We start from the raw sequence: 20,504 nt of genomic DNA on the forward strand, positions 1-20,504 counted from the left end.
CGAAAACCCCTTCAGTAAAACTCTTGTCCCCGGGCGGTCCAAACCGGCGCCGCCCGCACGTCCATCGATGATGTGGGGATCAGTCGTGCGAAGTGGAATAATATGATTGGAGCGGCCTTACTTCAAGGTCTCGTTCTTGCAGCGCAGCAATCGCCTTCGCCGCGGCGACGCTGGCAGCCGCCGTGGTGAAGTACGGCACCTTGCCGGTGAGCGCCGATCCGCGGATCGACTGGGAGTCCTGAAGCGACTGCCAACCTTCGGTGGTGTTGAAGATGAGCTGGACGCCGCTGTCCTTGATGCGATCGACGATGTGCGGCCGGCCCTGCTGGACCTTGTTCACCGTCTCCACATCCAGGCCGATGCCCTTGAGATAGGTGGCGGTGCCGCCGGTCGCGACGACCTTGAAGCCGCGCTCGATCAACTGGGCCACCGCCGGGCCGATCGCCGGCTTGTCGCTGTCCTTCACCGAAACGAACAAGGTGCCACCGGACGGCAACAACGTGCCGCCGCCCAACTGCGCCTTGAAGAAGGCCGTTTCAAAATCCTTATCGATTCCCATGACTTCACCGGTAGACTTCATTTCCGGTGAAAGCACCGGATCGACACCCGGGAAGCGCGCGAAGGGGAACACCGCTTCCTTCACCGCGATATGGCTGATGTTCCGATCGATCTTCGGCAGGTCGGCGAGCTTCTCGCCCGCCATCACGCGCGCGGCGATCTTGGCGATGGGCGCGCCGATCGCCTTGGCGACGAACGGCACCGTGCGGCTGGCGCGTGGATTGACCTCGATCAGATAGACTTCACCGTCCTTGACCGCGAACTGGACGTTCATGAGGCCGAGAACCTCGAGCGCGCGCGCCAGCGCGTCGGTCTGCCGTTCGATTTCCGCGACGATTTCTGCCGACAGGCTGTAGGGCGGCAGCGAACAGGCGCTGTCGCCCGAATGGACGCCGGCTTCCTCGATATGCTGCATCACGCCGGTGACGACGACGTCCGTGCCATCGCCGATCGCATCGACGTCTACCTCGATCGCGTCGCGCAGATACTGGTCGATCAGCACCGGCGAATCGCCTGACACCTGCACCGCGGTGGTGATGTAGGTTTCGAGCTGCGCGGGATTTTCGACGATCTCCATCGCGCGGCCGCCCAGCACATAGGACGGGCGCATCAGCACCGGATAGCCGACGCGCTCGGCGACGATCAGCGCTTCTTCCCGGCTGCGGGCGAGGCCGTTGCGCGGCTGCTTGAGCCCGAGCCGGGTGACGAGATCGGCAAAACGCTCGCGATCTTCGGCAAGGTCGATCGCATCCGGGCTGGTGCCGAGGATCGGAATGCCGGCATCAGCCAGTTCCTGCGCCAGCTTGAGCGGGGTCTGCCCGCCGAACTGGACGATCACGCCGGCCAGCGTGCCGTTCGACATCTCGACATGCAGGATCTCCAGCACGTCCTCGGCGGTCAGCGGCTCGAAATAGAGGCGATCGGACGTGTCATAGTCGGTCGACACCGTTTCCGGGTTGCAGTTGACCATGATCGTTTCGTAGCCGACCTCATTCAGCGCGAAGCAGGCGTGGACGCAGCAATAATCGAACTCGATGCCCTGGCCGATGCGGTTGGGGCCGCCGCCGAGGATGACAACCTTCTTGCGGTCCGACGGGTTGGATTCGCACTCAGGCACCCCGAAGCTCGGCGCCTCATAGGTCGAATACATATAAGGCGTCTTCGCCTCGAACTCGGCGGCGCAGGTGTCGATCCGCTTGAAGACGGGGCGGACGCCGAGGCGGTGGCGGAGCGCACGGACTTCCTTCTCGGTCACGCCGCCGGTCATCGCGGTCACGACATCATGGACCAGGCCCGAACCATGGGCGTGCGCGCTTTCCATGCCGCGCAGATGCGCCGACTGAAGCGCCAGATAAGCGAGGCGCTTGTCGGAGAAGCCCATAGCCTTGAGCTTGCGCAGGCCCGCGGCATCGCGCGGCAGCCCTTCGTCGGCGACCTTCTTCTCGGCGGCGACGATCTCGGCCATGCGTTCGATGAACCAGGGATCATATTTGGAGATGCGGTGGATATCCTCCACCGTGAAGCCTTCGCGCAGCGCCTGGGCGGCGACGAGCAGGCGATCGGGCGTCGGGCGGGCTAGCTCCGCCTCGATCACCGAACGCGGCGCGCCCACCAGCGCATCGATGAAGTTGAAGCCGGCAAGACCGGTTTCGAGACCGCGCAGCGCCTTCTGCATCGATTCGTGGATGTTGCGGCCGATCGCCATCACCTCGCCGACCGATTTCATCGCCGTCGACAGCAAAGGCTCGGCGCCCTTGAACTTCTCGAAGGCGAAGCGCGGGATCTTGGTGACGACATAGTCGATCGTCGGCTCGAACGCCGCCGGCGTCGCGCCGGTGATGTCGTTGGTGATCTCGTCGAGCGTGTAGCCGACCGCCAGCTTGGCCGCGACCTTGGCGATCGGGAAGCCGGTCGCCTTGGAGGCGAGCGCCGACGACCGCGACACACGCGGGTTCATCTCGATCACGATCAGGCGGCCGTCCTTCGGGTTGACCGCGAACTGGACGTTCGATCCGCCCGTCTCGACCCCGATCTCGCGCAGGCAAGCGATGCTCGCGTTGCGCATGATCTGATATTCCTTGTCCGTCAGCGTCAGCGCCGGCGCGACGGTGATGGAATCGCCCGTGTGGACGCCCATCGGATCGACATTCTCGATCGAGCAGATGATGATGGCATTGTCGTGCTTGTCGCGCACGACCTCCATCTCATACTCCTTCCAGCCGAGCAGCGATTCCTCGATCAGCACCTCGGTGGTCGGCGAGGCATCGAGACCGCCCGTGACGATCTGGATGAACTCCTCGCGATTATAAGCGATGCCGCCGCCAGTGCCGCCCATGGTGAAGCTCGGGCGGATGATCGCCGGCAGGCCAGTATGCTCCAGCGCGGCGAGCGCCTCCTCCATCGTGTGCGCGACGGCGGAACGCGCGCTTTCCAGCCCGATCTTGTCCATCGCCTCACGGAAACGCTGGCGATCCTCGGCCTTGTCGATCGCATCGGCATCGGCGCCGATCATGATGCAGCCATATTTCTCCAAGGTGCCGTCGTTGAACAGCGCCAGCGCGGTGTTGAGCGCGGTCTGCCCGCCCATCGTCGGCAGCACCGCGTCGGGCCGCTCCTTCTCGATGATCTTCGCCACGACCGCGGGCGTGATCGGCTCGACATAGGTCGCGTCGGCCATGTCCGGATCGGTCATGATCGTCGCGGGGTTCGAGTTGACGAGGATGATGCGATAACCTTCCTCGCGCAGCGCCTTGCACGCCTGCGTGCCCGAATAATCGAACTCGCACGCCTGGCCGATAACGATCGGACCCGCGCCGATGATGAGGATGGAGGAGATGTCGGTGCGTTTGGGCATTAGTTGCTGCGTTCCACAGAAGTTTCCCAGCCATCGAATTCAGCGTCGGTGTCTTCGATAGCGGCGTTGATCTCGTCGGACATGGCGAAGATGGCCTCTTCCGTTGCTTCTTGCTCACGTTGAGCGCGAATGACCCACCCCGAATTGGCTTGCTCCGGCTCTACATCCTGCCAAGTTGCAGCCAGTCTGGATGCGACCTTTCGAAGATCCGCCTCCTCGCCATATATCCAGATGAAAACCGGCCGCATAATAACAGCGGCATCGCCGTGCTCGTGCAACGCCTTGAGGGTGGCGGTATCCCGATCGCGGCTAGAGGCGTTCACGCCTTCGTCCCCAGCGCCGCCACGAACTTCTCGAACAGATAATGGCTGTCCTGCGGGCCGGGGCTGGCTTCGGGGTGATATTGCACGCTGAACGCGGACTTGTCGGTGAGTTCGAGGCCGGCGAGCGATCCATCGAACAGCGAGACGTGCGTGGTCCGCGCGTTCGCCGGCAGCGTATCGGCATCGACCGCGAAGCCGTGGTTCATGCTGGTGATCTCGACCCGGCCGTCATCCGAACGCTTGACCGGATGGTTCGCGCCGCGATGGCCCTGGTGCATCTTGTAGGTCTTGGCGCCGATCGCGAGGCCGAGGAGCTGGTGGCCGAGGCAGATGCCGAACAGCGGCTTGCCGACCTTGAGCAGTTCCTGGATCACCGGCACCGCATAGGCGCCGGTCGCGGCGGGATCACCGGGGCCGTTCGACAGGAACACGCCGTCGGGTTGGTGCGCCATCACCTCGTCGAAGGTCGCCGTCGCCGGCACCACCGTCACCCGCGCACCGGCGGCCACCAGGTTGCGCAGGATGTTGCGCTTGAGGCCATAATCGATCGCCACGACATGCGGGCCTGCGGGGTTCGCGGAGTGGGTCGCATAACCCTCGCCCAGCGTCCACAGCCCATCATCCCACTTATAGCTCTGGGTGGAGGACACCTCCTTGGCGAGGTCCATCCCCTCCAGCCCCGGCCAGGCCTTCGCCTTGGCAAGCAGAGCGGGAATGTCGAACTCGCCCTTGGCATTGTGGGCGATGACGCCGTTGGGCGCGCCCTGGATGCGGATCGCGCGGGTCAGCGCACGGGTGTCGACGCCCGACAGACCGATGCGGCCATTGGACTTCAACCAGGCATCGAAATGCAGTGCGGCGCGGAAGTTGGACGGATCGGTCACATCCTCGCGGACGATCAGCCCCAGCGCGTGCGGGTTGGTCGCCTCCACATCCTCATGGTTCGCACCGACATTGCCGATATGCGGGAAGGCGAAGTTGATGATCTGCCCGGCAAAGGACGGATCGGTCATGATTTCCTGATAGCCGGTCATCGAGGTGTGGAAGCACACTTCGCCGACCTTATCGCCTTCGGCGCCAAAGCCCTTGCCCCAGATCACGGAACCATCGGCAAGGACCAAAACGCCGGTCGCTCCTTCTGGTGGACGCGCGTGATCGGTCTCGGCCACTGGTGGGCTCTCCTTATGCTTGGGCGGCGGGTAAACGGCGGGGTTCCTAGGGGGGTGGCTTGGCAGGGTCAATCTATTAAAATTCTGCCAGCGAGGCTATGCTGATCGCTTTCCCGGAAACCTTCCCGAGGCTCCATGATTCGTGACGACATAAAGGCGGGCCTAGTGTCCGCGATGAAGGCGCGCGACGCCGAAAAAACCTCAGCAATCCGCCTGATCCAGGCCGCCATCAAGAACCGCGACATCGAAATGCGGACCAGTGCCGGATCGTCCGACGACGATGTCGTCGTGATGGAGGTACTGCAGAAGATGGGCAAGCAGCGCCGCGAATCGATCGAGATGTTCGAAAAAGGCGGCCGGGTTGAGTTGGCGAATGCCGAAAAGGCCGAACTCGCCGTGATCGAAAGCTTCCTCCCCGCGCAGATGGACGAGGACGAAGCCAAGGCCGCCATCGCCGCGATCGTCGCCGAACTGGGCGCGACCTCGGTCAAGGACATGGGCAAGGTGATGGCCGCGGTGAAGGAGCGGCTGGCCGGCCAGCTCGACATGAGCAAGGCGAGCGGGCTGGTGAAGGGGGCGTTGGCGGGGTGATTTTCCTCGAATGGGGCGCGAATCCCCACCCCTAACCCCTCCCGCAAGCGGTAGGGGAATGTCGGGCGCATAATCTCCCCTCCCGCTTGCGGGAGGGGTCGGGGGTGGGGATGCCGATATTCAAGCCGCGCCAGACCAATCGGGCACGCGACCTGCGCAACGCTGCCGCGCCTGCCGAGCGCGCGCTTTGGCAGCATCTCTCCCGCAGCCAGCTCGACGGTTACAAGTTCAGCCGGCAGATGCCGATCGGTCCGTATATCTGCGATTTCCTGTGCCGCTCCGCCCGGTTGGTCGTCGAGGTGGACGGTCACAGCCATGACGGCCGGATCACTCATGATGAGCGCAGAACCGAAGCATTGGAAGCGGCCGGCTATCGCGTGATACGATTCACCAATGCCGATATCGAAAAGCGGATCGAAGGTGTTTTGACGATTATCAGCGACGCTCTTGCAGAACGCCCCACCCCCAACCCCTCCCGCATGCGGGAGGGGAGCGAAGCGGTATGAGCCTCTCCCCTCAATGGCTCGACGAACTCCGTTCGCGCACCCTGCTGTCGGCGCTGATCGGCAAATCGGTGAAGCTGGAGCGCGCCGGCCGCGAATTTCGCGCCTGCTGCCCGTTCCATAACGAGAAGAGCCCAAGCTTCTACGTCAACGACGACAAGGCCTTCTACCATTGCTTCGGCTGCGGTGCGCATGGCGATGCGATCCGTTTCCTGACCGATAATAAGGGCCTGCCCTTCATGGACGCGGTGAAGGAGCTCGCCGCCGCCGCCGGCATGGATGTGCCCGCCGCCGATCCGCGCGCCGCCGAGAAGGCTGAGCGCGCATCGGGCCTGCACGAGGCGATGGCGGAGGCCGCAACCTGGTTCACCGAACAGCTTCACGGCATCGCCGGCGCCGAAGCGCGGGCCTATCTCCAGAAGCGGGGGCTCAGCGCGGCGACGATCAATGCGTTCGACTTCGGCTTTTCCCCCGATTCGCGGGGCAAGCTGAAGGCCGCGCTCGCCCGTTTCGGCGACGACAAATTGGTCGAAGCGGGCCTCCTCATCTCGGTCGAGGAGAAGGAGCCCTACGACCGGTTCCGCGGCCGGCTGATGATCCCGATCCGCGATCCGCGGGGGCGGGTGATCGCCTTTGGCGGCCGCATCATCGGCGCGGGCGAGCCCAAATATCTGAATTCTCCCGAATCACCCCTGTTCGACAAGGGCCGCACCCTCTTCAACCTCGACAAGGCGGCCGCGGCGACGCGCAAGAGCGGGCGCGTGATCGTCGTCGAAGGCTATATGGACGTGATCGCGCTCGCCCAGGCGGGCATCGGCGATGCGGTCGCCCCGCTCGGCACGGCGCTCACCGAAGGGCAGCTCGAACGGCTGTGGCGGCTCGCCGAAACGCCGATCCTCTGCTTTGACGGCGATTCGGCGGGGCAGAAGGCCGCGATCCGCGCGGCACTCCGCGCGCTGCCGATGATCGAACCGGGGCGCACCTTGCGCTTCGCGACCCTGCCCGCCGGCCAGGACCCCGATGATCTGGTCCGCTCGGGTGGTGCGTCGGCGATGGAAGAAGTGCTGGAGGCCGCAGAACCGCTCGTCGAACGGCTGTGGAAGCATGAGCTTGCTGTCGCCCCGCTCGATACTCCGGAAGCACGCGCGGGCCTGCGCAAGCGGCTCGCCGATCACGCGGCGACGATCCGCCATGGCGATGTCCGCGGCCAATATCTCGCGGATTTCCGCCGGCGCTTCGATGCGCTTTACGAGCGTGCGGCCCCTGCCCAGCGCTTCCAGCCCCGCAGCGGCGGTGGTGGGCGTGGCTTCTTTCAACGCGGCAAACCACCCGAACCGCCGCCATCGACCGCGGCGCACTCGATCCGCACTGGTGGGCTCGATCCGATGATCGGGCGCGCCGTGCTTGCGGGATTGTATCGCCACCCCCAGCTGATCGCCGATCTGGCCGAGGCGATTTCAGCGCTGCGTTTCAGCGAATCGGAGCTCGCCCGCCTGCGCGACGCGATGCTCGACGCCGCTTTTGGTGGCGATATGCTTGATTCGGACGCATTGGGAACCATATTGGCTCAGGTGGGTCTGGCTGGAGCGACGGAAGCGCTTCGTGCGCCAAACAGACTTGCCTTTTCCTTCCTGCGCGGCAATGCCGATTCGGGGCGCGCGCGGCGCGATCTCGCGGCAGTGATTGAGGCGCTGGCGGCACGGCCCGAGCTCGACTCGGCGCTGGCAGCGGTAACGGCGCGGCTGATGGCTTCGCCAGACGAGGCCGGGTTTGCGGAACAGCGTCGCCTCCGGGCGGCGCGGGACGAGGCGGATCAGGCGCTGGCGATGCTCGCAGCGGGCGAAGACGGCGCGTTGTAATTTTAAGGTTGGTCGGAATGGCGAAGACGAACGGCAGTGATACGACGACGGCTGGCGGCGGGGGCGACAGTGATGCGCCGCTGATCGACCTCAACGAGGCGTCGCTGAAGAAGCTGGTCGCCCGCGCCAAGAAGCGCGGCTACATCACCGTTGACGAGCTCAACGGCGCGGTCGGCGAAATGTCGACCGACCAGATCGAGGACGTGATGTCCGCGCTCAACGAGATGGGCGTCAACGTCATCGAGAATGAAGAGCAGAGCGAGGACGACCAGCCCGAGGAGCAGACCGACGACGAGGTCGTCGGCGTCGACGAGGGCGATGGCGGCCCGGTCCTCACCCAGATCACCAAGAAGGAAACGGTCGATCGCACCGACGATCCCGTCCGCATGTATCTGCGCGAGATGGGCGCGGTGGAGCTTCTGTCGCGCGAGGGCGAAATCGCCATCGCCAAGCGCATCGAGGCCGGCCGCGACACGATGATTCTCGGCCTGTGCGAAAGCCCGATCACCTTCAACGCGATCATCGACTGGTCGACCGCGCTCAACGAAGGCACGATGCAGCTTCGCGAGATCCTCGATCTCGATGCCATGCTCTCCAAGGGCCCGACTGCCGAGCAGGTGGAAGGCGCCGAGGACGAGAATGGCGAAATCTCGGAAGAGAGCGCCGGTCCGTCCTTCAAGGAAGAGGAAGAGCCTGAGGAAGCTTCGGCCGACGAGGACGAGGATTCGATGACGGAGCGCCGCGCGCCCCGTCCGTCCGATGACGAGGAGGAGGACAACACCCTCAGCCTCGCGCAGATGGAAGAACAGCTCAAGCCGATGGCGCTGGAGAAGTTCGCGACCATCACCGACCTGTACCGCAAGTTCCACAAGATGCAGGTCGCCCGGCTCGAGGCGATGGGCGCCGGTGGCGAACTGCCGGCGGCGGAGGAGCGCAAGTATCAGAACCTGCGCGAAGACCTGACCGCCGAGGTGGAAAGCGTCCAGTTCCACGGCGCGAAGATCGAATATCTCGTCGACCAGCTTTATTCGTTCAACCGTCGCCTGATGGCGCTGGGCGGGCAGATGCTCCGCCTGGCCGAACGCCACAAGGTGCCGCGCAAGGCGTTCCTCGATGCCTATGTCGGGCACGAGACCGAGGAAGGCTGGCTCGACCGCGTCGCCGGTCTCGACAAGAAGTGGGCGGCCTATGCGGCAGCGGAAGCCTCCGCCGTCGAGCGCATCCGCAGCGAGATCGCCGAGATCGGCCAGGCGACCGGCATGTCGCTTCCTGAATTCCGCCGCATCGTCAACATGGTGCAGAAGGGCGAGCGCGAGGCGCGGATCGCCAAGAAGGAGATGGTGGAAGCCAATCTCCGCCTCGTGATCTCAATCGCCAAGAAATATACCAACCGCGGCCTGCAATTCCTTGATCTTATTCAGGAAGGCAATATCGGCCTGATGAAGGCGGTCGATAAGTTCGAATATCGCCGCGGCTACAAGTTCTCGACCTATGCGACCTGGTGGATTCGGCAGGCGATTACCCGCTCGATCGCCGATCAGGCCCGCACGATCCGCATCCCGGTCCACATGATCGAGACGATCAACAAGCTGGTCCGCACCAGCCGCCAGATCCTGCACGAGATCGGCCGCGAGCCGACGCCGGAGGAACTGGCCGAGCGGCTTTCGATGCCGCTCGAAAAGGTGCGCAAGGTGATGAAGATCGCCAAGGAGCCGATCTCCCTCGAAACGCCGATCGGCGACGAGGAGGACAGCCATCTCGGTGACTTCATTGAGGACAAGAACGCGATCATCCCGGTGGACGCCGCGATCCAGGCGAACCTCAAGGAGACGGTGACCCGCGTCCTCGCCAGCCTTACCCCGCGTGAGGAGCGCGTGCTGCGCATGCGCTTCGGCATCGGTATGAACACCGATCATACGCTGGAAGAGGTCGGCCAGCAGTTTAGCGTGACCCGCGAACGTATCCGCCAGATCGAAGCCAAGGCATTGAGAAAGCTGAAACATCCGTCACGCAGCCGCAAGATGCGGAGCTTCCTCGACCAGTGATTCCTGTCTCAACCTGTCTCTGAACCACGAACGCCCCGGCTCTGCCGGGGCGTTTTCGTTTCGGGGGCATGTTAACCTACTTATCCGAATGGCTAACGCGGCATAAACCTCGCCTTTACGCCCTTTGCTATACATCGCCTGTCAGGACGGAGTTCGCGGATCTTCCGCGGCTTCAGGAGTATGACATGGCCCTTCCAGCAATCGACACGGGACGAAGCCGGCTTGCCGACACGCTGCTCGCCCGCGCGGCGAGCGACGGCAGCGTCAGCCACCCCTATGTCCGCTCGGTCGAACTGCTCGACGGCGCCGATTCGATCCGCAACCAGGCCGATGTAATCCACCATCTCTGCCTGCTGCACGGGCGCCTGCCCGGCTTGATCGATCTCGCCATCGAACGATCGCCGATCGAGGCTTCGGCGTGGATGATCTCGGCCGCCGCGACCTTTGCCGAGGAACGCGCCTATATCACCCGGCTGGCCGTGGCCGCCCCGCCGCTTCCCAGCACGCCGGGCCAGGCGGAATGCGAGGCTGCGGTCCTCGCCCAGCGCCATGCGCTCGAAATGCTCGCCACCTCCGAACGCGCCGGCTGCGCGACCGGCGCGGCGCTCGCCATGCTGCTCGACTGGCAGGTGGTGCGCGTCGTCCTCGATCTCGCGGCGGACCGCCTCGGCGCTCCGCCCTTGCGCTGCAACCTGCCCGACGCCGATGCGATCGCCGATTTCGCAGCGCAGATCCCGCCGGCCCTCGAACGCGCCGTCGCCTTTGGCGCCGGGCAATTGTTCCTGCAGCAGCGCGGGCTGTGGGATCTCCTCGAATGCCGGGAACAGGCGCGCCGCTGACGCGCCCTCTTTTCAGTCGCTTGCTCCCTCGGCAAAGTCCGCCCCGACCGGGAGGGCTCCAATGAACGATGATCTGGCGCTGTTGCGCGAAACCGCCGACCAGATGGCGCTGTCACGCCTGATCGATGCTTATGCCCGCGCTGTCGACCGGTGCGACTTGGCCCTGCTCCGCAGCCTCTACACCGACGACGCCGTTCACGATCATGGCGCGATGTTCCATGGCAATCCGGACGATTTCGCCGCCTTCATTGGCCGAACCATGCCGGCGATCATCAGCCATCATTTCATGGGCAACCGCCTGTTCGCCGTCCAGGGCGACGAAGCGACCGGCGAAACCTATGCGATCAACAGCCATGTCATCCGGCCGGAGAGCGGTGAAGCACGCGATTATATCGCCGGCGGCCGGTATCTCGATCGCTTCCGTCGGACAGAGACCGGCTGGCGCATCGCGCATCGCACGCGCGTGATCGACTGGAGCCACGAACGGCCGCACCAGCCGGGCGCCGCCGCGGCGGGCCTCGCATCCGGCGCGAAATGGCCGACGGACGCCTCCTACGATGTGCTGCCGGATAGCTTCAGGGTTTGAGGACGAGCGTCCGCCCTTCGACACCCCAACTATCGAGCGAACTCAGGAAGTTCATGCCGAGCACGTTCATGTCGCCGAACTCGGCCGCCGTCGTCGCGCCGACGTCGGACCGGCGGATCGGCCCGACGCGCAGTTCATCGATCCGCACGCGCCGCGCCATCACCGTGCCGTTGGCGGTGGTGATCGGGGTGCCGAAACTGTCCTCGGCGGGGTCGATCCCGGCCGCACGCGCGGTCTTCAGCGACAGAGCCGTTGTCGTCGCGCCGCTATCGACCAGAAAGCGTGTCTCCACGCCGTTCACATCGGCGTTCACCCAGAAATGGCCGTCATCGGCCATCGGAATGCGCAAGGTTTCGCCTCTGGTCACGCCATCTTCGGGATAGAGCGCCATCCGCAGCCGCTCGCCGACATCGTCCTTGAAAGAGTAAAGCAGCAGCGCGACGATGAAGATCGCCAACCAGGCCAGCGCCATCTTGACGGTCGAGCCCAATGGCTGGCGCCGCGCGATGAGCGAACTCAGGACCAGCACCAGGCACATGCCTGCGGCGACCATCTGGAGCGCCTGATCGCTGTTCACGGCTCCACCACCATCCCGTCATGCCCGGGCACGATATGCGCCGGCAGTTCCGCGATCAGCCCCGCATAATCCATGGACTGGTCCATATGCGTCAGCACTGCCCGGCGGACGCCGAGCTGGTCGATCCATCCGAGCGTCTGGCCAAGATGCGGGTGCGTGGGATGCGGCCGGCGCCGCAGCGCGTCGACCACCCAAAGGTCGAGTCCGCGGAAAGCTGCTCTCATCTTTTCAGTTATTTCATTGAAATCAGTAGCATATCCAATAGATTTGCCATCATGCTCGAAACGAAAGCCAACCGATGTGATCGATCCGTGGGGTTGGTCCACACAGGTGATGGCGATATCGCCGATGGTCAGACGGTCGGGCAGATCGTGTCCGGTCACGATCGGAGGATAACCCTCCTTCCCTTCAAAAGCATAAGCGAAACGCCCCGCAAGCGCGGTCAATGTCCACGGTCGCGCATAGGCCGCCACCGGCGCATTGCGGGCATGGAAGAGTTGGCGGAGATCGTCGATGCCATGGCAATGATCGGCATGGTCGTGGGTCCAGATCACCGCATCAACGTCGACCACATCGGCATCGAGCAATTGTTCGCGCAGGTCCGGGCTGGTGTCGATCAGCAGGCGGGTGCTCGCCGTCTCGATCAGGATCGAGGCGCGGCGGCGCCGGTTCTTGGGTTCGCTCGGGTCGCAGGCGCCCCAATCATTGCCGATACGGGGAACGCCCGAAGAAGTGCCACAGCCGAGTAGTCGCGCCCTCACCCGTTCGCCCAATGTTGGGCTTTGCCGAACAACTTGAAGAAGTTGGCGGTGGTCGTTGCGCCCAGTTCCTCGACGCTGACGCCGCGGAGCCCGGCGAGGAAGCGGGCGGTGTCCGCCACAAAGGCCGGCTCGCAGGTCTTGCCGCGATGGGGCACGGGCGCCAGGAACGGCGCGTCGGTCTCGATCAGCAGTCGATCCGCAGGAATGGTGGCAGCCGTCGCCTGCAAGTCCTTGGCATTCTTGAACGTCGCAATGCCCGAGATCGAAATATAGAGGCCGAGGTCGAGCGCGATGCGGGCGAAATCCGCGCTGGCGGTGAAGCAGTGGATCACGCCCGGATAAGCGCCCTGCCCCATCTCGTCCCGCAGGATTTCCGCCGTGTCCTCCTCCGCATCGCGGGTATGGACGATCAGCGGCAGGCCCGTCTCGCGCGAGGCGGCAATGTGGGAACGGAAGCTGGCGCGTTGCCGGTCGCGATCCGAATGGTCGTAATAATAATCGAGGCCGGTTTCGCCGATCGCGATGACCCGCGGATGGGCGGCCTGCGCGACCAGGCCAGCGGTGTCGATCTCGGGATGCGCGTCCGCCTCATGCGGGTGGATGCCGACCGAGGCCCAGACGTCGGGCTCGCGTTCGGCCGTCGCGATGATCTCGCCCCATTCGCGTTCGCGGGTCGAGATGTTGAGCATCGTCGTCACCCCGGCCCCGCGGGCACGGCCGAGCACTGCCGCCTGATCCTCGACCAGGCCGGAGTAATTCAGGTGGCAGTGGCTATCGACGAACATCAGCCTTCCTGTTCAACCCAACGCGGGAAGACGCCCTGCGGTGCCGGCAATTCGGTGCCCGCCGCGATGGGAGTACCAAGCGCCCCGAAGTCGCGGGCATCCGCCGGCTGGGCGAGCTGATCGAGCAGCTTGTCCGCGCTCTCCGGTATCGCCCAGCGAACGAGAGTCGCCAGCACGCGGATCGCCTCTGCGGTCGCGTGGAGGATGGCGTCGGCGCCTTCGGGGTCGGTCTTGCGCAGCGCCCAGGGCGCGCTGTCGGCGAAATAGCGATTGGCCTCGGCCACGCCTTCCCAGATGATCTCCAGCGCGCGGTGGATGACCAGCCCTTCCATCGCCTCCTCGATCCGCGCCAGCAGGTCGGCCGCGTCCAGCACGGCAGCCGGCGCGCTTTTGCCCGGCACCACGCCACCGCAATTCTTGGCGATCATCGACAGGCAGCGCTGGGCCAGATTGCCGAGGCCGTTGGCGAGATCGGCATTGGACCGCGTGACGATCGCATCATGGCTGTAGGAGCCGTCCTGGCCGAAGCTCACTTCGCGCAGCAGGAAGTAACGGAGCTGATCGACGCCATAGGTGGCGGCCATCTCCATCGGATCGACGACATTGCCGACCGACTTCGACATCTTCTCGCCCCGGTTGAGCAGGAAGCCGTGGCCGAACACCTGTTTTGGCAGCGGCAGGTCCGCCGACATCAGGAAGGCCGGCCAGTAGACCGCGTGGAAGCGGACGATATCCTTGCCGATGATGTGCAGATCGGCTGGCCAGAATTTCCGATAAGCCTCTGTATCTTCTGGATATCCAACACCCGTCAGATAGTTGGTCAGCGCGTCGACCCAGACATACATCACATGCCCCGGCGCATCGGGCACCGGCACGCCCCAATCGAAGCTGGTGCGCGAAATGGACAGGTCGGAAAGCCCGCCCTTCACGAAGCTCATCACCTCGTTGCGGCGCCCCTCGGGGCGGATGAAATCGGGATTGCTCTCGTAAAGCGCGATCAGGCGATCGGCATAAGCCGACAGCCGGAAGAACCAGCTTTCCTCGACCGTCCATTCAACGGGCGTGCCCTGCGGCGAGAATTTCTGGCCGCTTTCATCCGCAACCAGTTCTTTCTCGTCATAGAAAGCCTCGTCGCGCACCGAATACCAGCCTTCATAACGGCCGGCATAGATGTCGCCCTTGGCGACCATCGCGCGCCACAGCGCCTGGCTCGCCTCATAATGGGCGGGTTCGGAGGTGCGGATGAAACGATCGTTCGAGATGTTGAGAACCGAGACCATTTCCTTGAAATAGCCCGACATCTCATCAGCAAGCTCCCGCGGACTGATACCGCGGGCGCGGGCGGCTTGGTCCATCTTCAGACCATGCTCGTCGGTGCCCGTCATGAAGAAAACGTCGCGCCCCTCCATCCGCCGGAAGCGGGCGATCGCATCGGCGGCGATCGCTTCATAGGCATGGCCGATATGCGGACGGCCATTGGGATAGGAGATTGCGGTGGTGATGTAGAATGGTTGAGCCATGCGCTCAGGCTTTAGCGCGGTCCGCTCCCGGAGCAAGCGCCGCGACGAGGCCGGCCAGTTCGAAAACCGTGGTTTGTGGGTCGAGCGAGAGCCGCACGGCGCTTTCGGCCAGCGCGCGGGCCTTTTCCCAAGACGCAATCGCAGCCGTCAGCGCTGCACCGCTCCGCCCTTTTGCCTGCGCGGCGATGAAGGTGGGAAGGCGTTCGAGAAACACCTCATAGCGTGGCTGCGCGGCCTTCAGCGACAGCGCCTTGGCGAGCGCCATCCGCCCCGCATTCGAAGGGTCGCCCTCGCGCGCCAGCGCGGCAAAGGCAGCGTCCAGCCCGGCAATGTCGAGACCCGCAAAGCGGAGCGCGCGACCGGGAGCACCGCCGCCGCTCGCCACCAGGGACTCGATCTCCGTCTGGGATGCGTCGGGGAGTAGCCGCCGCATCGCGACTGCCATCTCGGCATCTGCCAGCGGGCCGAAGCGCAGCAGGCGGCAGCGCGACCGGATCGTGGGCAGCAACCGGCCGGGCGCGTGGCTGACCAGCAGGAACAGCGTGTCCGTCGGCGGTTCTTCCAGATTCTTCAGCAGTGCGTTGGCAGCCGGCCGCTCGAGATCGTCGATCGCGTCGATGACGACGACACGCCGCGCCGACATGCTGGGCGTGACTGAGAAGAAGGGCTGCAGCCCACGCACCTGATCGATGGTGATGTTACGCGCGAGATCGCCCGTCTTGTCCCGCGCCAGTCGCGCCAGTTGCCGATAATCGGGGTGGCTGCCGGCGGCGATCAGCTTCGTCGTCGGATGATCCTCGGGCACGTCGAGGCCCGGCGCCGTCGGCGGGCGATCGGTGGCGTCGGCCAAATAGCGCGCAGCCGCAGCCTCGGCGAACATCGCCTTACCGACACCCTGCGGCCCCGCGAGCAGCCAGCCGTGGTGCATCCGCCCCTGCGCCATCGCTTCGCGGAAGGCGGCGATCTGGTCGCGATGACCGATCGGCGTCATAGCCCGTCCAGCGCTGCCAGCAGGCGAGCCGTCACCTCTTCGGCGTTGCCGCTGGCATCGACGACCCGGAAACGATCGGGATCAGCCGCCGCGATGGCGGCAAAGGTGGCCGCAACGCGACCATGATAAGCGGCGTCACGCGCACCGAAACGATCCGCGCCGCCACGATCCCGCGCCGCCGCCCGCGCCGCAGCCTCTGCCTCGGGCAGAGCCAGCAACAAGGTACGATCGGGCAGGAAGCCATTGCTACCCACCGCATGAAGCTGGCGGATCACGGCCTCCCCGATCCCGTCCGCTCCACCCTGATAAGCGAGCGAGCTATCGAGAAAGCGGTCGCTCAACACCCACGTCCCCGCTTCCACGGCAGGCAGGATCGTCTTGGCGACATGATCGGCGCGCGCGGCAGCAAACAGCAAAGCTTCAGCCGCCGGTGTCCAGCGCCCGGCATCGCCATCCAACAGCAGCGCACGGATCGCCTCCGCCCCGGCGCTGCCGCCGGGTTCGCGTGTCTCGATGACGTCATGGCCTCGCGCGCGGAGAGCCGCCGCCAACGCCCGCAACTGCGTCGACTTGCCTACCCCTTCCCCGCCTTCGAGGCTGATGAAACGACCGCGTGCCACCCCAGCCCGGATCAGGCGAGACCGAACAGCCAGCGGAAGCCCGCGGCGATGCGATCGAAGAAGCCCGCTTCCTCCACCGCCTTTTCGGCGACGAGCGGCATCATCTGCGACGGCGTGTCGCCCGTCTGGACGACGAGATCGGCGATGTGCTGGCCCTGCTTGATCGGGGCCTTGATCGGTCCGTTATAGACCACCGTCACCTTCATGTTGCCGGTGGTGCCGGCCGGCAGGGTGACGGCGAGATCGCGCGGCGCGACGAGGCCCACGCTGCGCTCGTCGCCAAGCTGAACCTCGGCGTCCTGTACCTTCTTGCCCTTGGCGACCAGCGGCACGGCCTTCCACGCGCGGAAGCCCCAGTCCATGAACGCCACCGACTGTTCGATGCGCTGGTTGAAGCTGGTGAGGCCGGCCACGACCATCACCAGACGGCGGCCATTCTGTTCCGCCGATCCGGTGAAGCCATAGCCGGCTTCCTCGGTATGGCCGGTCTTGAGGCCATCCGCACCGGCGACGCGGCCGAGCAATGGGTCACGGTTCTGCTGGGTGATGTCCGCGCCGGAACCCAGCGTCTTGCCCCAGGTGAACTCCTTCTGGCTGTAGAAGGCCTTGTAGAGATCGGGGAAGTCCTGGATCGTCCGCGCGGCCAGCTCACCCAGATCATGCGCCGTCACATAGGTGACACCGGCGTCCGGCCAGCCGTTCGAATTGCCGAAGTTGGAGTTGGAGAGGCCAATCGCCTTGGCACGCTGGTTCATCAGCGCGACGAAGGCAGGTTCGGTGCCGGCAATGCCTTCGGCCAGCACGACGCAGGCGTCATTGCCGGAAAGCGTGACGATGCCGTGGAGCAGATTCTGCACGCTCACCTGCTCGCCGGGCGAGAGGAACATGGTCGACCCTGCCGACGGCCCGTGCCACTGACGCCAGGTTTCCGGCCGCACGGTGATCATCTGGTCGAGCTTCAACTCGCCCTTCTTGATGAGATCGAAGGCGACATAGACCGTCATCATCTTCGCCATCGACGCCGGCGGCATCCGCCGATCGGCATCCTTGGCGTAGAGCACCGCGCCCGACGACAGATCCTTCATATAAGCCACCGGAGCGTCCGTCTGGAACGGCGGCGCCGCGGCGGGAGCCGGCACGGCGAGGATGGCGGTTGCGGTGGCGGCGAGGAGAAGATGGCGGGTCATCGCGGTCATTCCGGCAGTGCTCTTTCGAAGGATGATCCGATTCACGGATAAGCGGAGACGATATGTGCATCCTGATAGCCGCGCCGGCGCACCTCCGCCAGCGCCGTTGAGGCGGCATCGTCATCGACGAAAGGGCCGAGCCGGACGCGGTAGAGATCACCACCTGGCGCGACCGAGGATGATGCGACATCGCGCAGACGCGCGGCGGTGGCGTCGGCGCGATCACCATCGCCAAAGGCAGCCACCTGGATGTAGCGATTGCCCACAATCGGTGCTGGCGTAGCAGGAGTGGGCTGAACCGACACGGGTGACGGCACCGGCCGCGCGGCGGTCTGCACCGCACGCCCCCGCATCAGCGCGTTCCGCTCGGCCTCGGACGGATAGACGCGCCGGACGCGGACCTTCGCAACACCGTCCCGCTCCACGCCCAGCGCCCGCGCAGAGCCGCGCGACAGATCGATGATGCGATTCGACGCAAAGGGGCCGCGATCATTGACGCGGATCAGCGCCGTCTTACCCGTCTTGAGCGCCGTTACCTCGACATAGGATGGCAGCGGCAAGGTCGGATGCGCGGCGCTCAGCGCGTCCATATCGAACCGCTCGCCATTGGCAGTCGCCAGGCCGTGATGGCCCGGCCCATACCAGGATGTCATGCCGGTCTGGTCATAATCACGGTCGTCGCGCGGCACATAGGTGCGGCCATTGACCTTGTAGGGCTTGCCGATCTTGACCGATCCGTCGCTGATCGGCCGGGTCGAGGCGCAGGCCGACAGCAGGGCCGCCGCAGCCAGAAGGGCGGCTTCAGCGCGCCACTTCATTGGCCAGCAGGCCCACCGACAGCGCGTAGAAATTGGAGCAATTATAATCGAGGATGACGCGATAATTGTTCGTCAGCAGATAGGCCGTAGCGCCGGGGCCATCCGGCTCCAGCAGGGTCGCGAGTTCATTGTCCGACGGCGCGGGCCAGCCCGTCACCGTGATGCCCAGCGCCTTCCACTCGCGGATGGTCAGCCAGCGGCTGTGGCGATCATGCACGCGCGGACAGCGCGGCGATTTCGCCAGCGGCCGCACGGCGCTGCGTTCGAAGCTCGCCGGCACGATCGCCGCCACACCCCAGGGCACATTCGGCTTCCACCCGGCATTGACGAGATAATTGCCGATCGACGCCAGCGCGTCCGTCTCACTCGACCAGATATCGACGCGGCCGTCGCCATCGCCATCGACGGCGAGGCGCTGATACATGCTCGGCAGGAATTGGGGATAGCCCGTGGCCCCTGCCCAGCTTCCCTTGAGCTTGGAACGTGGAATGCCGCGATCCAGCAATTGCATCGTCGCGATCAGTTCCGCCGTGAACAATTCGCGCCGCCGACCATCATAAGCGAGGCTGGCGAGCGACCGGATCAGATCGAAATCGCCGACATAAGTGCCGTAACCGGTCTCATGCCCATAGATCGCCATCATGATCGATTCGGGAACGCCCGTCCGCTGCTCGATCCTCTCCAACCGTGGGCGGAGATCCTGGTAACGCTTGCGTCCGCGATTGATGCGATCGGCATCGACATGCTTGGCCTTGTAAGGGGCAAAGCGCGGGATCGACGCGGCCGGCGCGTTGGGATTGCCACCCGGCTGCGCCCGATCGAGCGAGACGACGCGCGGGTTGAACGTCAGTCCGGCAATCGCGCTGTCGAACGTCGCCGGCCGCACGCCGGCGGCCAGTGCGCGGCCGCGAATGCTCTGCAGAAAGGCCTGAAAACCGGCATTTTCATCCGCCGCCGCACTGGCGGCCGGGCCCGCAACCTCCTGCGCCAAGGCGCCGGCTGGCAAGGTGGCAAGCATGGCGATCATCGCCAGGACCGGTAACGAAGCACGCATAATGAACCCCTTAATGGTCCCTTCGTGCCACAGCCGGACGCGATGGTGAATCCCCTTTGTCGAGAATATGATCCACCCGCTTGCACAAACGCCCCCGCGCGGAGATAAGCGCGCCGCCGGATGGGTGGCCGAGTGGTTTAAGGCAGCGGTCTTGAAAACCGCCGTGGGTTCACGCTCACCGTGGGTTCGAATCCCACCCCATCCGCCATTTTGCCCATCTGCGATCGAGGAGTGGCGGCGCCGGGACACCGCCCTTCCCATCGAACTTAGTTGCCGACCTGCTTCAGATAATCCGCCGCGGTCGTTGGGCCGACCGAGATCGTGTCGCTGTGCTCGGCGATATATTGGCGCAGTTCGAGGCCCATCTTCGGGCCGGGGTCGACGCCCATCTTCTTCGCCGCCGCATCGAAGGCTTTGTCCTGCTCGGGGGTTGGTGCCGGCTGGATATAGACATAGTCCCAACTCGCACCGTCCTGATGGATATAGAGTTGCGAGGCCGGCTGCCCGGCCGCCTTGGCGATCTCGTCCTGCCGCGCGATCCATTTCAGAAGCGCCAACTGCTGCCCCGGGGCCGCGCGGTAAATGCTCACGATGGAACGCGGTGCGCTCGATTGGGCATGGAGGGGTGCCGACATGATTGCGGCGCCGACTAGAAGTGCCGAACAGATCTTTCGCATGCAACATCTCCCGCAATATCGAGTGATTGATGCAAAGCTACGTTGAACAGGACAGTCGCAATATCCACCCTTTCTGATTTATTTGAAAGCGATCCGAATATTTATTTCGGCTCAACGGATTTTTGATAAATATTATGAAGATTTAGCTTGTCATGACGATCGTCAAGCGATCCCCATCCTCCATGAT

At 64.7% G+C, this 20,504-nt stretch carries 19 protein-coding genes and 1 tRNA gene; 7 read left to right on the forward strand and 13 right to left on the reverse strand.

Annotated elements, in window-relative coordinates:
- Nucleotides 1–79: 79 nt before the first annotated feature.
- Genes carB through carA form a run of 3 tightly spaced genes read right to left on the reverse strand, consistent with a single transcriptional unit; the run spans nucleotide 80 to nucleotide 4,904 of the window.
- The gene (gene carB / locus ACFB49_RS06185) at nucleotides 80–3,412 is read right to left on the reverse strand and encodes a carbamoyl-phosphate synthase large subunit (protein ID WP_380877315.1); all 3,333 of its coding nucleotides are present in this window, start codon (nucleotides 3,410–3,412) and stop codon (nucleotides 80–82) included.
- Nucleotides 3,412–3,735 carry a ribonuclease E inhibitor RraB gene (locus ACFB49_RS06190; RefSeq protein ID WP_380877317.1) on the reverse strand — a complete coding sequence of 108 codons (324 nt, stop codon included), beginning with the start codon at nucleotides 3,733–3,735 and terminating at the stop codon, nucleotides 3,412–3,414. Before ACFB49_RS06190 ends, carB begins: the two co-directional genes overlap by 1 nt.
- Nucleotides 3,732–4,904, reverse strand: a complete 1,173-nt coding sequence (gene carA, locus ACFB49_RS06195) for a glutamine-hydrolyzing carbamoyl-phosphate synthase small subunit (RefSeq protein ID WP_380877320.1) — start codon at nucleotides 4,902–4,904, stop codon at nucleotides 3,732–3,734. The genes ACFB49_RS06190 and carA overlap by 4 nt, the downstream gene beginning before the upstream one ends.
- A 135-nt stretch (nucleotides 4,905–5,039) precedes the next feature.
- On the opposite strand from carA, the gene ACFB49_RS06200 reads away from it, so the two are divergent.
- The 6 genes from ACFB49_RS06200 (at nucleotide 5,040) to ACFB49_RS06225 (ending at nucleotide 11,327) form a co-directional block, all read left to right on the forward strand.
- Nucleotides 5,040–5,495, forward strand: a complete 456-nt coding sequence (locus tag ACFB49_RS06200) for a GatB/YqeY domain-containing protein (RefSeq protein ID WP_380877323.1) — start codon at nucleotides 5,040–5,042, stop codon at nucleotides 5,493–5,495.
- A 110-nt stretch (nucleotides 5,496–5,605) separates the two neighbouring features.
- The gene (locus ACFB49_RS06205; RefSeq protein WP_380877325.1) at nucleotides 5,606–6,001 is read left to right on the forward strand and encodes an endonuclease domain-containing protein; all 396 of its coding nucleotides are present in this window, start codon (nucleotides 5,606–5,608) and stop codon (nucleotides 5,999–6,001) included.
- A complete protein-coding gene (gene dnaG / locus ACFB49_RS06210) occupies nucleotides 5,998–7,857 on the forward strand; it encodes a DNA primase (RefSeq protein WP_380877328.1) in 1,860 nt (619 codons plus the stop codon). Before ACFB49_RS06205 ends, dnaG begins: the two co-directional genes overlap by 4 nt.
- Before the next feature lie 17 nt (nucleotides 7,858–7,874).
- Complete coding sequence (rpoD, locus tag ACFB49_RS06215) at nucleotides 7,875–9,902, forward strand: RNA polymerase sigma factor RpoD (RefSeq protein ID WP_380877331.1); 2,028 nt, start codon at nucleotides 7,875–7,877, stop codon at nucleotides 9,900–9,902.
- 185 nt (nucleotides 9,903–10,087) lie between these two features.
- Complete coding sequence (locus tag ACFB49_RS06220; protein ID WP_380877334.1) at nucleotides 10,088–10,741, forward strand: DUF6975 family protein; 654 nt, start codon at nucleotides 10,088–10,090, stop codon at nucleotides 10,739–10,741.
- 61 nt (nucleotides 10,742–10,802) lie between these two features.
- Nucleotides 10,803–11,327, forward strand: a complete 525-nt coding sequence (locus ACFB49_RS06225) for a nuclear transport factor 2 family protein (protein WP_380877336.1) — start codon at nucleotides 10,803–10,805, stop codon at nucleotides 11,325–11,327.
- On the opposite strand, the gene ACFB49_RS06230 is transcribed toward ACFB49_RS06225, so the two are convergent.
- Genes ACFB49_RS06230 through ACFB49_RS06270 form a run of 9 tightly spaced genes read right to left on the reverse strand, consistent with a single transcriptional unit; the run spans nucleotide 11,317 to nucleotide 19,640 of the window.
- Complete coding sequence (locus ACFB49_RS06230; protein ID WP_380877339.1) at nucleotides 11,317–11,904, reverse strand: TIGR02281 family clan AA aspartic protease; 588 nt, start codon at nucleotides 11,902–11,904, stop codon at nucleotides 11,317–11,319. The genes ACFB49_RS06225 and ACFB49_RS06230 overlap by 11 nt on opposite strands.
- Nucleotides 11,901–12,665, reverse strand: coding sequence for an MBL fold metallo-hydrolase (locus ACFB49_RS06235; RefSeq protein WP_380877342.1), 765 nt, complete (start codon nucleotides 12,663–12,665; stop codon nucleotides 11,901–11,903). Before ACFB49_RS06235 ends, ACFB49_RS06230 begins: the two co-directional genes overlap by 4 nt.
- On the reverse strand, nucleotides 12,662–13,450 hold the full coding sequence (locus ACFB49_RS06240) for a TatD family hydrolase (RefSeq protein WP_380877345.1): 789 nt from the start codon (nucleotides 13,448–13,450) through the stop codon (nucleotides 12,662–12,664). Before ACFB49_RS06240 ends, ACFB49_RS06235 begins: the two co-directional genes overlap by 4 nt.
- Nucleotides 13,450–14,970 carry a methionine--tRNA ligase gene (gene metG, locus ACFB49_RS06245; RefSeq protein WP_380877348.1) on the reverse strand — a complete coding sequence of 507 codons (1,521 nt, stop codon included), beginning with the start codon at nucleotides 14,968–14,970 and terminating at the stop codon, nucleotides 13,450–13,452. The genes ACFB49_RS06240 and metG overlap by 1 nt, the downstream gene beginning before the upstream one ends.
- Before the next feature lie 4 nt (nucleotides 14,971–14,974).
- A complete protein-coding gene (locus ACFB49_RS06250; protein WP_380877351.1) occupies nucleotides 14,975–15,961 on the reverse strand; it encodes an AAA family ATPase in 987 nt (328 codons plus the stop codon).
- Complete coding sequence (tmk, locus tag ACFB49_RS06255) at nucleotides 15,958–16,581, reverse strand: dTMP kinase (protein WP_380877354.1); 624 nt, start codon at nucleotides 16,579–16,581, stop codon at nucleotides 15,958–15,960. The genes ACFB49_RS06250 and tmk overlap by 4 nt, the downstream gene beginning before the upstream one ends.
- 11 nt (nucleotides 16,582–16,592) lie before the next feature.
- A complete protein-coding gene (locus ACFB49_RS06260; RefSeq protein ID WP_380879869.1) occupies nucleotides 16,593–17,768 on the reverse strand; it encodes a D-alanyl-D-alanine carboxypeptidase family protein in 1,176 nt (391 codons plus the stop codon).
- Between the two features lie 41 nt (nucleotides 17,769–17,809).
- Nucleotides 17,810–18,586 (reverse strand): septal ring lytic transglycosylase RlpA family protein, encoded by a 777-nt coding sequence (locus ACFB49_RS06265; protein ID WP_380877356.1) that lies wholly within the window; start codon nucleotides 18,584–18,586, stop codon nucleotides 17,810–17,812.
- Complete coding sequence (locus ACFB49_RS06270; protein WP_380877359.1) at nucleotides 18,570–19,640, reverse strand: lytic transglycosylase domain-containing protein; 1,071 nt, start codon at nucleotides 19,638–19,640, stop codon at nucleotides 18,570–18,572. Before ACFB49_RS06270 ends, ACFB49_RS06265 begins: the two co-directional genes overlap by 17 nt.
- Before the next feature lie 118 nt (nucleotides 19,641–19,758).
- On the opposite strand from ACFB49_RS06270, the gene ACFB49_RS06275 reads away from it, so the two are divergent.
- Nucleotides 19,759–19,848: transfer RNA gene (locus ACFB49_RS06275), tRNA-Ser, on the forward strand.
- 58 nt (nucleotides 19,849–19,906) lie between these two features.
- Here ACFB49_RS06275 and ACFB49_RS06280 read toward each other — a convergent pair.
- Nucleotides 19,907–20,317: a hypothetical protein gene (locus tag ACFB49_RS06280; protein ID WP_380877361.1), complete on the reverse strand. Its 411-nt coding sequence runs from the start codon at nucleotides 20,315–20,317 to the stop codon at nucleotides 19,907–19,909.
- Nucleotides 20,318–20,504 lie beyond the last annotated feature (187 nt).

Source organism: Sphingomonas sp. DBB INV C78, assembly GCF_042693015.1.
In the GTDB taxonomy this organism is placed as follows: domain Bacteria; phylum Pseudomonadota; class Alphaproteobacteria; order Sphingomonadales; family Sphingomonadaceae; genus Sphingomonas_E.